We start from the raw sequence: 17,599 nt of genomic DNA on the forward strand, positions 1-17,599 counted from the left end.
CGGCTCCGCTCCACTGCTCGCGCCGGCACCAGCCAACGGCATCGCGAGTTGTCGGCACTGCTGGTTCGTGCGCTGGAAGCCGACAGCTTTGCCGGCAGGTGACCGTGCATCGACGAACCTGCTCCCCATTTGACGGGTGCTCCGAAACATTGCTACGAAGTCTCGGATTGGAGCGAGCAAAAGCCTTTTATTTGTAATGGACTAGGGCCTGCCGCGGCGAATCTCTCTGTCTCCGCCACTTTCCAATCAGGCCCTTCCGCGCTGTAAGCCCGCGCGACAATCCCGCTCTGTGACCGGGATGGTACAGGTGCGCTGGCGCCATCTCGCCCGCAACGACAACGCTCGCGTCTTCCAGATCCGCCCCCCCCAGGCGGCTCGATCCGGGTGCTCAACGCGCTCCGATCCGCATCAGCCTCGGGTCCGTGCCGAATTCACAAGCACGTCACGCAGCGGACATCTTCGCGGTTCCAGCGTGGCGCGGATCGAATTCGAACGCATCGGAAAACCGGCCGCTTCCCGCGACCCAGTCGTTGTGCGTCGTTAGCTTGATGAAGCTCGATTTATCAATCGAGGATTATTCGTTCCAGCCGCGGATTGCAGATCGATACCAAGTCGAATGTCTCGATGATGCTTTGGCGGCCAGCGGTTCGCAGGCGGTCGCTGTCGGCCCGGTCGGCGAGGGCGGCAATGGCGCGCTCGGCGAGCACGTCTGGCGCGAAGAAGGGGAAGACGAGCCCGTTCTCCCGATGGCGGAGGACCTCCCGGACCGGCGCGGTCTCGGAGGCAAGGACAAGGGCGCCCGCGCTCATCGCCTCGAGCATCGACCAGGAGAGCACGAAGGGATAGGTGGCGTAGACGTGGAGCGCGGCGATCCGGAGGACCGCGAGATAGGCCTCGTAGGTCAGCCGGCCGACGAAATGGACGCGGGCGAGATCGAGCCGGGACCCGACCTCCCGGAGGAAGACGTCCTTCCAGGTCGATCCCTTGGGGGGGGCCGGCCCGTAGCCGCCAGCGGCATCACCGACGATAACCGCCCGGGCCTGCGGCCGGCGCGCGAGGATCTCGGGCAGGGCCCGCATGAAGACATGGTAGCCCCGGTAGGGCTCCAATGTCCGGTTGACGAAGGTCACGACCTCGTCGCCGGGCCCCAGCGTCAAGGTCCGGCCGGCTGCCGGGATCGTCAGGGTGAGCGTAGCGTCCGGGCGGGGGCTCACGAGGGCCGTGTCGATACCCTCGTGGGCAATCAGGATCTTCTCCCGCAGGCTAGGCGGAAAGGTCGAGGCCTGGAAGGCGGTGGGCGCGATGCCGAGATCGGCGTCGACGAGCGCCTGGGTCATCGCGGCGTTACGAGCGCGGACCCGGGCGCGCACCAGGGGATCTCCGTCGAGAGCGGGGGCGAATTCGGGATCGAAGTCCACGTCGCTGCCCTCCGCCGCGTAGTAGAACTCCGCGTGCAGGATCAGCCGCACCTTCGGCCAGACGTCGCGCACGAACAGGGTCTCGCCCCAGCCGCCATGGCCGACCACGATATCGGGCTCGTAGCCCGAGGCCTTGAGCGAAGCGAGGAAACGCGCCACGGCCAGCCCCCGGGCCGTCCGCTTGGCGAAATGCTCGGCCACCGGATGCTCGAAGAGAATAGGATCCGGGCGATGGGGGTAGGCGAGCGTGCGCACGATCCGGGGCAGCGCGTTGCCCTCGCGCGTGACGGCGAGAACCTCGACGTCCGGCCGCCGGTCCAGCGCCTGAGCGACGTGCCGGAACTGGGCGGGGAAGTTCTGGTGGAGGAACAGAACCCGGTAGGGGCGGCGCGCCATGGCCCGCTGCTCGCTGGATAAGTCCCGGCCTGCCGCCCCGATCCCGTCAGGCCACCTGCAGATGGATGTCGATCTGGGTGTTGTGATCGTCCATCATCTGGAAAACCTCGTAGGTGATGCCGTGCTCGACGGTCGTCGAATGAGTATCCGTCGCCCCCGAGAGCGTGACCGTATCGCTGCCGGTGCGATTGATGGTCAAGACGTTGCTCGCCGGGGCGAGGTCCGTCAGGATCGTGGAATCGATGGTTGCACTGCTGCCGCCTCCGAAATCGAGTTCCTCGACCCCCGAGATGCCGGTGAGGACCATGTTGCCGCTGCCGACGAAGTGCACGGCGTCGGAACCCGTACCCCCGTCGATCGTGTCGGAGCCTGAGCCATCGACGTAGAAGACGTCGTTGCCTGCACCACCCGAGAGGAATCCTCCGCCGCCGCCCGTGAGGGTGTCGTTGCCGTCTCCACCGGATAGGATGCTTCCCCCCGTACCCGTCAGCGCATCGTCATGCGTCGAGCCGACGACGTTCTGGATGTTGGTGAGCGTGTCCCCGGCCGCGTAGCCGCCGCTCGCGGTGCGGGCCGAGAGGTCGACTACGATGGCGGCGGTGGATTGGCTGAAGTCCACGGTATTCGTCCCGCTGCCGCCGTCGATGACATCGAGGCCGCCGCCGGCGACGAAGGTGTCGTTGCCCGCGCCGCCGGAGAGGAAGTTGATTCCGGCCCCGCCAGCGATCGTGTCGTTGCCGTCACCGCCATAGAGGTCGTTGTTCTCTGTCCCGCCCGTGAGCCGGTCGTCGTGGGATGAGCCGACGAGATGCTGGATGCCGGTGAGGGTGTCCCCCTGGGCGTATCCGCCTGAAGCCGAGCCGTTGGCGAGATTGATGTCGACCGCGGCGTCGGAACTGTGGAAGTCCGCCGTGCCCATGGCGTGGCCGGAAGCATCGAGCGTCTCGCCCGCTCCGCTCGCGGTGAGCGTGACCTGATCGCTCTCCTGGGCAACCTGCACGGTGATCCCGTAACTGTCCGTCAGGCCGTGGCTGTCGGTGGCCGTGAGCGTCAGCGCGTAGGAGGATCGGGCAGCGTGGTTGAGGGCGACGCCGGACTTGAGTTCGAGGGTGGTGCCGGAAATCTCGAAGAGGCTGGCATAGGCGCCGGAGAGAGAGACCGCAACGCTGTCGCCGGCATCGGGATCGCTGGCCGTGAAACGCGTCACCGAAGCGCCGGCCTGTCCCTCGCCCACGCTCGGCGAGGTGGAGTTCGCAGTGACATGCGGCGCCTCGTTGACGTTGTCGACGGTGATCTGGAGCGCCTGGCTGGTGCTGGCATGGCCGTCCGAGGCCGCAACCGTCACCTTGTAGATGTTGTCATGGTCGGCGTCGGAGGGCTGCTCGTAGTCGGGTGACGCCTTGAAGGTGAGAGCGCCCGTCGAGGCGTCGATCGCGAACAGCCCCGCATCCGTGCCGCTGATGGAATAGGTCAGCGCCGTGCTGCCAGGATCCGTGGCCGTCACCGTGCCCGCAGCCGCCGTATTCTCCGCAACCGTGCGGCTGGCCGCCGAGGTGATGGTCGGCGCCACATCCGCAACGGTGATCTGCACCGCCTGGGAGGTGGTGAGATGGCCGTCGGAAGCCACGACCGTCACCTCGTAGATGTTGTCGTGGTCGCTGTCCGAAGGATTGGTGTAGCTCGGCGCGGCCTTGAAGGTCAGGGCACCGGTCGAGGCATCGATGGCGAACAGCCCCGCATCCGTGCCACTGACGGAATAGGTCAGCGCCGTGCTGCCGGGGTCGGTAGCGGTAACGGCACCAGCGCCGGTCTGGCCCTCGTTGACCGTGCGGCTTGCCGCCGAGGTAATGGTCGGCGCCACATCCGCAACGGTGATCTGCACCGCCTGCGTGGTGGTGAGACGACTGTCGGAGGCTGCGACCGTCACCTCGTAGATGTTGTCATGGTCTTTGTCGGAGGGACTGGTGTAGCTTGGCGCGTTCCTGAAGCTGAGGGCGCCGGTCGAGGCGTCGATGGTAAAGAGGTTGGCGTCCGCGCCTCCGCTGATCGAGAAGCCGATTACGGAGGGGCCGCTGGGATCGGTGGCGGCGACGGTGGCGGCGGCCGTCTGGCCTTCGTTCATCGTGTGGGTCGCCGCCGAGGTCACGGTCGGCGCGACATCGGAAACGTTGATCGTGACATCCTGGACGTGGGTCGACCCATCCGAAGCGGTCGCCGTCACCTGCACCATTCGCGTGGCGGCGACGGCGTAGGAGAGGCTCGCACCACTCGCCAGCACGAGATTGTTGCCGGAGAGCACGAACAAGGAAGCGTCGGCGCCACCAGTGATGGTGTAGGTCTGGGAGGACCCATCGCTCGACGCGAGAGTTGCAGCAGCGGTCCCCGAGGCGCTGCCCTCGGCGATGGTGTTTTGAGTGACAGCGATGCCCATGCCGGCAATGAGCTGGGCTGCCGTCAGCGTCCCGTCATCGAACTGGAACTTCTCGACATTCTTGACGGTGTCGGTCCCGTCGGGCCCCGCGATCGTATAGGTCACCGTCGAGAGGGCGTAGGTGACAGTATAGGCCGAGCGATTCCCGGAATAGACGGCCGTGTCGGTTCCCATACCGCCGTCGATGATGTCGTTTCCGGCGCCGCCCGTGATGGTGTCGTCCCCGCCCGCGGTGGCATCGCCGATGACGCCAGAGCCCGGAACGTTGATGTTGTCGACGGCGAAGCTCTCATTGTTGCTGGCTTCGTTGAAATTGGCGCCGAAGCCGAGGGTCAGTACACCGTTCGAGGGCGTGGGCAGCGTGATGGTGAGTGAGATCTTGTTGTCGTTGCCGCTCCAATACGACGAATAGTTTCCCTGGGTCAGGTTCGCCGTGTAGGTTACGTCCGCAGCGCTCTGAAACGTGAGGTTCGAGAGACTCAAATTTCCCGACCAGCCGGTGCTGTTTGTCACCGTGAGAATCGCGGCACCATTCGCATAAATCCGGACGCCTTCTCCGCCATCGGCGGAATCGAGCACGTAGACGTCGAGACTTATCGTGGTCGTAGCAGTGGAAGGATCCGTGAGCTGGTAGCTCCTCGAAATCTGCTGCGCCCAGGTGCTGTTGTTGCCGCTTCCAGCAATGTTGCCCAGGACGGCGTTGCCGTCGAGGAGTTGCACGGTCGGGACGACACTTCCCCCAGCTGTCATCCAGCTGGAGTTCCCGGTGTCAAAGGTCTCGAGGCCAATCGATCCAAAGGAGTCCGCGTCACCGCTGATGAAGTCGTTGCCGATGCCGCCAACGATCATGTCGTTGCCGAGCCCGCCGATGACCCGGTCATTGCCGTCGCCGCCGTCGATGCGATCGTTACCGTAGCCGCCATCGAGCGTGTCGTCGCCGCCACCACCGGTGATGGAATCGTTGCCGCCCGCCTCCATCACGACGGCGTTGTCGAGCATGATCGAGCCGCCGTCTGACGAAGCGAGCTTGAACTCGACCTTGTCGCTGCCGGTGCCGGTGAAGAGGTAATCGAAGGTCTGCCAGGAGTTCGGGAAGGCACCGATTCCGACCGTGTCGATCTTCGTGCCGTTGACCAAGATACTGAGCTGCGCGGAATAGTTGGCGAGATTTCCGAGGTCGAACTGGACGAGATAGGTACGGCCGGCGGTGGTCGAGACCGTCTGCCAGACGTCCGTGGTCCCACCCATGAACATGCGCAGCGACTGGTTCTCCGCGGAGCCGCTGGCGAGATAGACGCTGTCGCTGATCTGGATCTGGTTGTTCGCGGTCTGCCAGCCGGTACCGACGTAGCCCGATCCCGTCGCGACGTTGCCGTTCGTGTAGCGGCCGGTGGAATAAGCCTCGAAGTTGCCGTTGGTGAGAAGGTTCTGGCCGTTCGCGACGGCCACCGCGTAGGTCGTCAGCTTGCCGAGGTCGTCATCGCCCCTGATCGTGTCGTTGCCGGCGCCGCCCGTGAGGGTGTCATTGCCGGCGCCGCCCGTGAGCGTGGAGCCCGTATCCGTCGCCGTCAGCGTGTCGTGATAGGTCGAGCCGGTCACGCTCTCGATGGAGGTGAGGGTGTCGCCTTGGGCATCACCGCCACTTGCCGTCTGGTTGGCGAGGTTCACGGTCACCGCGGCGGCCGATGTGACGTAGGATGTCGTGTCCGTTCCGGCGCCCCCGTCGAGGATGTCGGCGCCTGCTCCCCCGACGAGCGTGTCGTCGCCCGCCCCGCCGATGAGCGTGTCGTCGCCCGCCCCGCCATCAAGGACGTTGGCGCCCCCATCGCCCGTCAGCGTATCGGCGTAATCCGTTCCGGTGAGATTCTCGATCTGCGCGAGGGTATCGGTGACGAGGCCGGCGGATTCGAGCCCGCTCGCCTGGGTGGCAAGCTGCTTGATCTCCGACTGGGTCAGCGCCGTGTTGAAGACCGCGAAGTCATCGACCTGGCCATCGAGGAGATTGGCGGCGTTGGAGTCGCGGCCGAGATAGTTGCTGGTGAAGGTCCCGCCCGTCGGGAGGATGACCGCGCTGTCCGTATTCGAGGCCAGATCACCGTTGATGTAGAGGGAAAGCCGTCCCGCCTGATAGGTCACGGCGACGTTCATCCACTGATCGGCGACGATGTAGCTCGAGGAGGCGGCAACGCCCGCGATGCTCTGTCCGAGGGTCGTCGCCCCAGCGAGATCGCCACGGATTTCGGCGTAGAGGTTTCCGTTGGATTGCTTCTGTAGGAACAGCCACTGATTGTTAGCGGTGCCGATCTTCCAGACGCCCTCTTGTACGCCGCTCGTCGGATTGTCGAAGTTCACCCAGGTGGAGATGGTGAAGCTGTCGCCGAGCGACAGCGTGCCGATGGTCGCCGTATCGTTGGAGCCGCGGCCCTTGAAATCGAGGGCCGAGCTGTGGTTCGTCGGGCCGGCGGTCCAGCTCGTCTGGCCGTTGAGCGCAATCGCGGTACCGGTGTTGATCGCCGTTGCCGTGGCGCCACTGCCCTCCAAGAAGCCCCAACCCGCGACGAGGCTCGCATTGGTGTAGGCCGTCGCCGCTCCTTGCGTACCGGCGTCGCCGCCATAGGCGATGCCGGTGGCGAGGTTCGCGGTCACGCCGGAGGAGGAACCGGCCCAGCTTGCCGTATCCGTGCCCGCGCCGCCGATCAGGGCGTCCGCTCCCGCGCCGCCCATCAGCGTGTCGTTGCCGCTTCCGCCGAAGAGGATGTCGTCGCCTGCACCGCCCTTGAGGACGTCGTTGCCGCCGCCGCCGTCGAGGGCGTTGGTACTGGAATCACCGGCGAGATAGTCGCCGGTGCTCGAACCGACGAGGTTCTCGACGCCGGTGAACCAATCGCCCATGGCGTATCCGCCCCAGGCCCGCGTCGCGTTGGTGGTAGCCACGGCGAGATCGACGGTGACGCCGCCGCCCCAGAAGCTGCCCGAGAAGGTGACCGTGTCGATGCCGGCCCCGCCGTCGATCAGGCCATTGTTGCCGTTGTCATAGATGAGGTCGTTGCCGCTCCCCGCGTTGACCTGGATGCCGCCGTATTGAAGGTTGATGATGTCCGAGTAATTCGAGCCGACGATGACCTCGAAGCTCGACGTGACGTCGATGCCAGCGCCAACGGTGTTGTAGGACAATGCGTAGTTCGGCAGGAGCCGCACGGCGCTCGTTGCGCTCGCATAGCTGAGCGTATCGTTGCCGGCGCCTCCGTCGAGGGTATCGTTGCCCGCGCCACCTTCGATCGTGTCGCTGCCCGCTCCGCCACTGAGGGCGTTGGCGTTGGCATCGCCAGTCAGCACGTCGTTGTAACTGGAGCCGCTGAGGCTCTCGACGTTCGAGAGGCGGTCCCCCGCAGCATATCCTCCGGAGGCGGTCCCAGCGGCGAGATTCACCGTCACGGCGGCGTTGGACCAGGAATAGTCGACCGTATCGCTGCCGGCACCGCCATCGATCGTATCGGTCCCGGCACCGGCGATGACGGTGTCATTGCCGGTGCCGAGGGCGATCAAGCCTCCCGATCCATTGACATAGACGTAGTCGGCGAAGGCCGAACCGACGACATTCTGAATGTTCGTGTAGGTATCGCCCGTGGCGTAGCCGCTTGCCCCGGTTCCCGCGGCGGCATAGGCGCCGGCGGTAGAACCGACATTGACCGTCACCCCGACGGTGGACAGCGCGTAGTCGACCGTGTTCGTGCCGTTGCCGCCGTCGAGGGTGTCCGCCCCGGCACCGGCGACGAGGGTGTCGTTCCCGTCCCCACCCTGGAGGAAACTCCCGGCGCTGCCGGACGCCGAGAGGATCGCGGTAAGCCTGTCGTCGTAGGCCGAGCCGATGATGTTCTCGACGTTGCTGAGGACGTCGCCATTGGCATCGCCCGTAGAGGTCTGCGCGGTGGCGAGCATCAGGTCCACCGTCACTCCGGTGGTAGAATTCGCGTACGACACCGTATCGGTGTCCGCGCCACCGTCGATCGTGTCCGCACCCGCACCGGAGATCAGCGTGTCATTGCCCGCCCCGCCCGCAAGAGCGCTGCCGGCAGCGAGCGCCGTCAGGCTGTCGGCAAAGGCAGAGCCGATGAGGTTCTCGATGTCGGTGAGGATATCGCCCGCGGCGTGGCCGGGGGAATTCTGCGCCGTCGCGAGATTGAGGTCGACGGTGACGCCTGCGGTGGAGGCCGCATAGGACGCGGTGTCCGATCCGGAGCCACCGTTGAGGGTGTCGTTGCCCGCGCCCGAAACCAGCGTGTCGTTGCCGGTACCGCCGGAGAGGACGCTGCCGTCCGAGCCGGCGGCAGAGACCAGCGCCGTCAGCGTGTCATCGTAGGCTGAACCCGTGAGGTTCTCGAAATTCGTCAGGACATCGCCGGACGCGTCGCCATTCGAGAGCTGTGCGGTGGTGAGGTTCAGGTCGACGATGACGCCTACCGCCGCGTTCGTGTAGGCGACCGTGTCGATGCCGGCGCCGCCATCGAGGGTGTCCGCCCCGCCGAGCCCCTCGATCGTGTCGTTGCCCGCACCACCCGAGAGGTCGTTCGCCGTCGCGTTGCCAGTGAGCGTGTCGTTATAGGACGAGCCCATGACCCGCTCGATCGAGATCAGCGTGTCGCCCCGGGCGTAGCCGCCGGACGCCGCGCCCGTCGAGAGGTTGAGGGTCACGGCGGCGGTCGAATAGCTGTAATCGGCCAAGTCGCTGCCAGTGCCACCGTCGAGGGTGTCCGCGCCCGCTTTGGCGATGAGGGTGTCGTCCCCCGCCCCGCCCGTGAGCCGTCCTCCGTTCTCGTTCGCAGCGAGCACGTCGGCATAGGCCGAGCCGATGATGTTCTGGATGTTCAGGAGCGTGTCACCCTGGGCGTCGCCCTTGGTGCCGGTGCCCGCGGCGACGGTGACGCTGAAGGCTTGGATCGAGAAGGTGCCCGCGAGGTTGACGCCGACCCCGGCTGCGGAGGCCGAGTAGTCCGCGGTGTTCGACCCGGTGCCGCCGTCGAGGGTATCCGCCCCGCCGAGGCCAGCGAGGGTGTCGTCCCCCGCCCCACCCTTGAGGAGGTTGGCATTGGCGTCGCCGGTGAGAACGTCGGCATAGGTCGAGCCGACGATATTCTCGATCGAGACAAGGACGTCGCCGTCGGCATTGCCACCCGATCCCATCCCGGTGGAGAGGTTCACGGAGACGGCGAGGCCGGAGGCGGCATAGTCGGCGGTGTCGGTGCCCGCACCGCCGTCGAGGGTATCCGCGCCCCCGCCGCCGATCAGGGTGTCGTTGCCGGCGCCGCCGGAGAGGAGATTGGCGTTGCCGTCACCGATCAGACTGTCGTCGTAGGCCGAGCCGACGACGTTCTCGACGTCGAGGATCGTGTCGCCGTCCGCATCGCCGCCGACATTGATTCCCGTCGCGAGGTTGACCGTGATCGCGGCGCTCGAAGCCGCGTAGTCTGCCGTATCGATGCCGGCGCCGCCGTCGAGGGTGTCCGTCCCCGCGCCGCCCTTGAGGGTGTCGTTGCCGTCACCGCCTCTGAGAGCGCTTCCCGCCGCCGCGGCGACGAGGGTGTCGGCGAAGGCCGAGCCGATCACGCCCTCGATGGACATCAACGTGTCCCCGGCCGCGTCACCGCCGGAGCCGGTCCCCGCGGCGAGGCTAACCGTCACGGCTGTGGCGGAGGCGGAGTAGTCGGCAATATCCGTGCCCGCGCCACCGTCGAGGGTATCGGCACCCGAACCACCCGCCAGAGTGTCGTTGCCGGCGCCGCCGGAGAGAAAGTTGGCGTGGGAATCGCCGGTCAGGCGGTCGGCAAAGGACGATCCCGTGAGGTCCTCGACGTTGAGCAGCACGTCGCCCGCAGCGTCGCCGCCGGAATTGAGGTTTGTCGCGAGATTCACGGTCACCCCGGTGGAGGAAGCCGCGTAGGTGGCGGTATCGGTACCGGCGCCGCCGTCGAGGGTGTCCGCCCCCGCACCACCCGCCAGGGTGTCGTTGCCGGTGCCGCCGGAGAGGAGGTTGGCGGTGGCGTCGCCGGTGAGGGTGTCCGCGTAGGCCGAACCGACGAGGTTCTCGATCAGGGTGAGGGTATCGCCCTGCGCGTAGCCCCCCGAGGCCGTCCCGGCCCCGAGACTCACCGTCACCGCGGCGGTCGAGGCCGAATAATCCGCGGTGTCCGTGCCCACGCCGCCGTCGAGGGTGTCGTTGCCGGCCCCCGAGACCAGGGTGTCGTTGCCGGTTTCGCCTTTCAGGAGGCTGCCCGAGGCGCCTCCGGAGCCGACGAGCGCGATCAAGCGGTCGTCATAGGCCGACCCGAGGACGGCTTGGAAGTTGGCGACGACATCCCCCGAAGCGTCGCCGGAGGAGACCTGGGCGGTGGTCAGGTTGAGGTCCACGGTCACGCCGGCCGTGGAGTTCGCATAGGAGAGGGTGTTCGTGCCGGTGCCGCCGTCCAGGGTGTCCGCCCCGCCGAGGCCTTCGATGGTGTCGTTGCCGGCGCCGCCGAGGATCGTGTTGGCCGCCGCGCTGCCGGTCAGCGTGTCGTTGTAGGCGGAGCCCGTGAGGCCCTCGACGTTCAGGACGCCGTCGCCGGCCGCGTAGCCGCCCGCCGCGGCCCCGGTGGCGAGGTTCACCGTCACGGCGGCGTTCGACAGGGCGTAGCTGACGACATCCGTCCCGGCGCCGCCGTCGAGGCTGTCTGCCCCCGCCCCGGCGACCAGGGTGTCGTTGCCCGCGCCAGCCTGGAGGCTTCCCCCCGCGGCCGCCGCATAGAGGGTGTCCGCGAAGGCGGAGCCGATGACGTTCTGGAGGCCGGCATAGCTGTCGCCCGCGGCATGGCCCCCGAGGCCGGCGCCCGCAGCGACGGTGCCGAAGGCGCCGGTCTGGCTCGCGGTGGTTAGGTTGACCGTAACGCCCGCAGTGGAGGCGGAATAGTCGACGGTGTTCGTCCCGGCGCCGCCGTCGAGGCTGTCCGCGCCGGCCCCGGCAACCAGGGTGTCGTTGCCCGCGCCGCCCTTCAGGGTGCTGCCGCCGGTCGATGCGGTGAGCGTGTCGGCATAGGCGGACCCGATCACGGTCTCGATGGAGACGAGCACGTCTCCCTGGGCATAGCCGCCGCTGCCGAACCCGGTGGCGAGGTTGACGGAGACGCCCGCCGTCGACGCAGCGTAACTCGCGGTGTCCGAGCCTGCGCCGCCGTCGAGGGTGTCGGCGCCCGCCCCCGCCGCGAGGGTGTCGTTCCCCGCGCCGCCCTGGAGACGCCCCGCGGTCGATCCGGCATAGAGCGTATCGGCGAAGGCCGAGCCGACGACGTTCTCCACCCCGAGATAGCTGTCCCCGTCGGCATAGCCGCCGAGGCCGGCGCCGGCGGCGACGGTCCCCAAGGCGCTGTTCTGGCTCGTGGCCGTCAGGTTGACCGCGACCGCGGCCGTGGAGGCGGAGTAGTCCACGGTGTCGGACCCGCTGCCGCCGTCGAGGCTGTCGATTCCGGCGCCCGCGACGAGGGTGTCGTTCCCCGCGCTGCCGGAGAGGGAGCTGCCCCCCGCCGCCGCGGTCAAAAGGTCGTCATAGGCCGATCCGACCGCGTTCTCGATGGAGACGAGGGTGTCGCCCTGCGCGAAGCCGCCGGAGGCGGTGCCGGCGGCGAGGTTGATGCCGACCGCGGCGCTGGAGGCGGAATAGTCGACCGTGTCGCGCCCGCTGCCGCCGTCGAGGGTGTCCGCGCTCGCGCCGGCCACCAGGGTATCGTCGCCCGCACCCGCCCGCAGCACGCTGCCGGTGGCCGCGGCGGTGAGGGTGTCGGCGAAGGCCGAGCCGATCACGCTCTCGATGGAGACGAAGGTGTCGCCCTGCGCGGCGCCGCCTGTTCCCTGGCCCGTGGCCAGATTGACGCCGACCGCCGCCGCGGAGGCGGAGTAATCGGCCGTGTCCTGGCCGGAGCCGCCGTCCAGCATGTCGGCCCCGGCCCCGGCGACGAGGGTGTCGTCCCCCGCCCCGCCCGTGAGGCGGCTGCCCGCCGCCGCGGCGGTCAGGGTGTCGGCGAAGGCCGAGCCGATCACGCCCTCGATGGAGACGAGGCTGTCGCCCTGCGCGGAGCCGCCGGAGGCCGTGCGTGCGTCGAGGTCGACGGTGACGGCCCCGGTGGAGGCGGAATAATCGACCGTATCGGAGCCCGCGCCGCCATCGAGGCTGTCCGCGCCCGACCCGGCCACGAGGGTGTCTTCCCCCGCTCCACCCTGGAGCGCGCTGCCCGCCGCCGCCGCGGCGAGGCGGTCGGCGAAGGCCGATCCCACCACGCTCTCGATGCCGGTGAGGAGATCGCCCTGGGCGTAGCCCCCCGAGCCCTGCCCGGTGGCGAGGTCCACGCTCACCGCCCCGGTAGAGGCGGAATAGTCCACCGTGTCGTTGCCGGCCCCGCCATCAAGGCTGTCCGCCCCCATGCCGGCCACGAGGGTGTCGTCCCCCGTTCCACCCTGGAGCGCGCTGCCCGCCGCCGCGGCGATGAGGCGGTCGGCGAAGGCGGAGCCCGTCACGTTCTCGATGGAGGCGAGGACATCGCCCTGGGCATAGCCCCCCGAGCCCTGCCCGGTGGCGAGGTCCACGCGCACCGCCCCGGTGGAGGCCGAATAGTCCACGGTGTCGCTGCCGGCGCCGCCATCCAGCGTATCCGCCCCGATCCCGGCCGTCAGGGTGTCGTTGCCGCCGCCCCCCTTCAGGGTGCTGCCGCCGGCGGCGGCCATGAGCCGGTCGGCATAGGCCGATCCGATCACGCCCTCGATCGAGACGAGAATGTCGCCCGCCGCATCGCCAGCCGAAACCTGGGCGGTGGCCCGCGCGAGATCGACGGTCACGCCCGCGGTGGAGGTCGCGTAGGAGACCGTGTCCGTGCCGCCGCCGCCATCGAGGCTGTCCGCGCCCGACCCGGCAACGAGGGTGTCGTCCCCCAGCCCCGCATACAGCGCGCCGCCGACGGCCGATGCGGTGAGGGTGTCGGCATAGGCCGAGCCGATCACGGTCTCGATGTTCGAGAGGACGTCGCCCTGGGCATCCCCGCCGGCCCCGCGCCCGGTGGCGAGGTTGACCGCGACGCCGGCCGAGGAGGCGGAGTAATCGACGGTATCCGACCCGGTGCCGCCGTCGAGGGTGTCGGCGCCGCCCCCGGCCACCAGGGTGTCGTCGCCGGCCCCGCCGGCGAGGAGACTGCCGGTGGCCCCGGCCACGAGCCGATCGGCGAAGGCGGATCCGACCACGCTCTCGATGGAGAGGAGCGTGTCGCCGTCGGCGCTCCCGCCGCCGACGAGGCCGGTGGCGAGATTCACGCTGATGCCGGCGCTCGATCCGGAATAATCGACGATGTCCGTCCCGGCGCCGCCGTCCAGGAGGTCGGCCCCGACGCCCGCGACGAGGGTGTCGTCGCCCGCGCCCCCGTGCAGGGCGCTCCCCACCGCTGCGGCCGTGAGCCGGTCGGCGAAGGCCGAGCCGACCGCGCTCTCGATGGAGACGAGGATATCGCCCTGGGCGTACCCGCCCATTCCCTGCCCGGCGGCGAGATCGACCGTCACGCCGGAGGCGGAGGCGGTGTAGTCGACGGTGTCGGATCCCGTGCCGCCGTCGAGGGTATCGAGCCCCGCGCCGGCCACGAGGGTGTCGTCGCCGGCCCCGCCATACAGAGCGCTTCCTGCCGCGGCGGCGATGAACCGGTCGGCGAAGGCCGATCCGACGACGCTCTCGATCGAGATGAGCGTATCGCCCGCGGCGGCGGCGCCCGAAGCCGTTCCGGCGACGAGATCGACGATCAGGCCGGAGGTGGCGGCGGAGTAGTCCACCGTATCGCGTCCGGCGCCGCCGTCGAGGGTGTCGGCCCCGAGGCCGGCGACGAGAGTGTCGTCGCCCGCGCCACCGGAGAGGAGGCTGCCCGTGGTCCCGGCCGTGAGCCGGTCGGCGAAGGCCGAGCCGACCACGCTCTCGATGGAGACGAGGGTATCGCCCGCGGCATCCCCGCCGCTCGCGGAGCCGGCGGCGAGGTCGACCGTGACACCAGCCGAGGAGGCGGAATAGTCCGCGATGTCCCGGCCGCTGCCGCCGTCGAGGGTGTCGGCCCCGAGGCCCGCGACGAGGGTGTCGTCGCCCGCACCGCCGACGAGGAGGCTGCCGGGGACCCCGGCCGCGAGCCGGTCGGCGAAGGCCGATCCGAGGATGTTCTCGATGGAGACGAGGGTGTCGCCCTGCGCGTCCCCGCCGCCGACGATGCCCGTCGAGAGATCGACGGAGACACCGGCCGCCGAGGCGGAGTAGTCGGCGGTGTCGCGCCCGGCGCCACCGTCGAGGGTATCGGCCCCCGCGCCGCCCACGAGGGTGTCGTTGCCCGCCCCGCCGGAGAGCAGGTTGGCGGCCGCATCGCCGATGAGCATGTCCGCACCGGCCGAGCCGATCACGGATTCGATCCCGATCAGCCGGTCGCCCTGGGCGCTGCCGCCCGCGCCGGTCCCCCGGGCGAGGGAGACGCTGACCGCGTCGGCGGAGGCGGCGTAGTCGACGGTGTCGCTGCCGGTGCCGCCGTCGAGGATGTCGGCCCCGAGGCCGGCGACGAGGGTGTCGTCGCCCGCGCCGCCGGAGAGGCGGCTGCCGCCCTGCCCGGCGACGAGACGGTCGGCGAAGGCGGAGCCGACGGCGTTCTGGATGTTGACGAGGAGATCCCCCTGGGCGGCGCCCCCGGCGACCGCCCCCGTGGCGAGATCGACGCGGACCGCGGCCGAGGAGGCGGAGTAGTCGGCGGTGTTCGTGTCGGCCCCGCCGTCGAGGGTGTCGGCCCCCGCCCCCGAGACGAGGGTGTCGTCCCCTGCCCCACCCTGGAGCAGGCTGCCCGTCGCGCCGGCGGTCAGCGTGTCGGCGAAGGCCGACCCGATCACGCCCTCGATGGAGACGAGGGTGTCGCCCTCGGCATAGGCGCCGGCACCGAGGCCCGTCGCGAGGTTGACGGAGACCCCCGTGGTCGAGGCTGCGTAGTCGGCGATGTCCGTGCCCGCGCCGCCGTCGAGGGTGTCGTGCCCGGCGCCCGCGGCGAGGGTGTCGTCGCCGGCGCCGCCCTGCAGCAGGCTGCCGCTCGCGGAGGCCGTGAGGGCATCCGCGAAGGCGGAGCCGATGACGTTCTCGACCGAGGTCAGGAGGTCGCCCTGGGCGCTGCCGCCGCGGCCGAGGCCGAGGGCGAGATCGACGCTGACGGCCGCCGTGGAGGCGGAATAGTCGACGGTGTCGATCCCGACCCCGCCGTCGAGCGTGTCCGGCCCGAGCCCCGAAACCAGGGTGTCGTCGCCCGCCCCGCCCGCGAGGCCGCTCCCCGCCGCCCCGGAGGTCAGGAGGTCGCCGAAGGCCGAGCCGACGAGGTTCGTGATGCCGACGAGGACGTCGCCTGCGGCGTCGCCCCCCAAGCCCGTACCCGCTGCGAGATCGACGGTCACGGCAGCGGCGGAGGTGGCGTAGTCGGCCGTGTCGATGCCGCCGCCGCCTTCGAGGGTGTCCGCGCCGGCCCCGCCGATCAGCGTGTTGGCGCCGCCATCGCCGATCAGGTGATCGGCGGAGCGGCTTCCCTCCACGGATTGGAAGTTGGTGAAGCGGTCGCCGCGGGCGTATCCGCCGGCCGCCTCCCCGGTCGCGAGGTTGATCGTGACCCCCGCATTGGACGTCTCGTAGGAGAGCAGGTTCGTCCCGGCGCCGCCGTCCAGCGTGTCGGGCCCCGCCCCGGCGATCACCGTGTCGTCGCCGAGGCCCGCATCGACGGCGGTCCCGGGCGGGTTCGCCCAGAGCACGTAGACCGGGAGGCCGGTCACCGGATCCGTGTAGGCGGCGCTCGCCTCGTCGGTCACGTCGCGGACGGCGAACTGCACGGTGCCCGCGGTGGTGGTCGCGGTGTGCAGGCTGTCGCTCGCGATGTCGTAGTCCAGCTTGAGACTGAAGAACCCGTAGAACCCGTTGGCGTCCTTCTGCGTCAGGCCGTCCGGCAGGGTGTATTGCAGGTTGAGCGTGGTCGCCGACGGGTTCGCCGGATCGAAGGGGAGCGTGTAGACGCCGTTGACCGCCGTCACCCCGACGAGGCTCACCCCCGCCGGCAGATCGGAGACGTGCACGCCCTTGATGACCCAATCCGTGTTGGGCATCGCGGTCGTGATCTGCACCGTGCGGGAGGTCGTCCCGACCCCGGCATAGGTCGGGTCGTCCGCGTGGATGACATCCGCGAAGGCGGTTCCCGTGATGGTGTCCGTCGCCGACTGGGCCGCGTAATGCGTGTCCGTGTCGGCGGGCGCCACGGTCAGGGCGCCGCCGATCTCCTCACCTCCGGCCGCGAGCGCCTTCGTCGCGACGCCGACGATCCCGAACAGCGCCGCCGTGATCTTCGGCGTCGGGATGTCGTACTGCCCGGCTCCGACCCCGGTCCCGTTGCCGACGTGGTCGGTATCGCCGGTCCCGGTATGGTCGCTGGTGCCGTTGTTGGTGAAATTGCTCGTGCCGGTGTTCGCGTATTCGCTGGTGCCGTTATGGGCGTGATCGCTGGTGCCGGTGTTCGTGTAGTCGCTGGTGCCGTTGTTGGCGTGATCGCTGGTGCCGTTATGGGCGTGATCCGTGGTGCCGTTGCCCGAGCCGGTCTTGTCCCCGTCGGACGACGCGGTCGGGGGCGTCGTGTAGTCGCCGGTATGGGTGTTCTCGACGACCTTCTTCGACGAGGAACCGGGCGTGGCGTCGCTGGCAGGCGCGGCTTTCGCAGGCGGCAGCGGCGGAGCGGGAGGCGTGTCGTAGTCGCCGGTGTGGGTGTTGGCGGCTTGAACGTTGTCGTTGCTCTTGGGCTTGGGCGGCTCGGCCTTCACCTCCACGACCGGCGACGCGGGGGGCTGGGGCGGAGGCGGCTCCTTTCCCGCCTCCTTCTGGGACAGGGTCTTGGGCGCCTCCTGCGAGCTCATGTTCGGGACGATCGGAACGTCCGACGCCACGAAGTTGCTCACCAGCGCGAGCAGCGACTGGGCATTGAGGGGCGCGCCGTTGACGGTGAGCGAGGCCGCGCTCTCGTTGAGAAGGCGCAGACCGAACTCGAGCAGCACCAGGGACGCGCCATCGGGGAAGGTGATGACGAGATCGACGTCCCGCATCTCGACCTTCGCCCCTTCGAGGGGGAAGGTCAGCGCGATGCGCTGCCCTTCGACGGTCGGGACGATGTGGGTCTGCCCGCCCTCGGGCCGACCGACGCTCAGCACGCCGGCGCCGTTCGCGGGGCTCAGGCCCTCCTTCGGGGCCTCCGCCGTCGCGCTCTGCCCGCTGCCGTTGGAGGGTTCAGTTGCCATGTCGCGTCAGGCCTTC

General features: G+C 69.2%; 2 protein-coding genes. Both read right to left on the reverse strand.

Translation table 11 applies throughout. The features are described 5' to 3' along the window. Window positions 1-563: 563 nt before the first annotated feature. The gene (locus MFF21_RS14170) at window positions 564-1,814 is read right to left on the reverse strand and encodes a glycosyltransferase (protein ID WP_238311777.1); all 1,251 of its coding nucleotides are present in this window, start codon (window positions 1,812-1,814) and stop codon (window positions 564-566) included. A 46-nt stretch (window positions 1,815-1,860) separates the two neighbouring features. Next, window positions 1,861-17,583, reverse strand: coding sequence for a DUF642 domain-containing protein (locus tag MFF21_RS14175; protein ID WP_238311778.1), 15,723 nt, complete (start codon window positions 17,581-17,583; stop codon window positions 1,861-1,863). Window positions 17,584-17,599: the final 16 nt, after the last annotated feature.

This window comes from Methylobacterium organophilum (genome assembly GCF_022179465.1).
In the GTDB taxonomy this organism is placed as follows: domain Bacteria; phylum Pseudomonadota; class Alphaproteobacteria; order Rhizobiales; family Beijerinckiaceae; genus Methylobacterium; species Methylobacterium organophilum.

Coding starts and splice junctions, on each gene's coding strand:
- MFF21_RS14170 (WP_238311777.1), bottom strand. CDS start 1,814: ATGGCGCGCCGCCCCTACCGGGTTCTGTTCCTCCACCAGAACTTCCCC.
- MFF21_RS14175 (WP_238311778.1), bottom strand. CDS start 17,583: ATGGCAACTGAACCCTCCAACGGCAGCGGGCAGAGCGCGACGGCGGAG.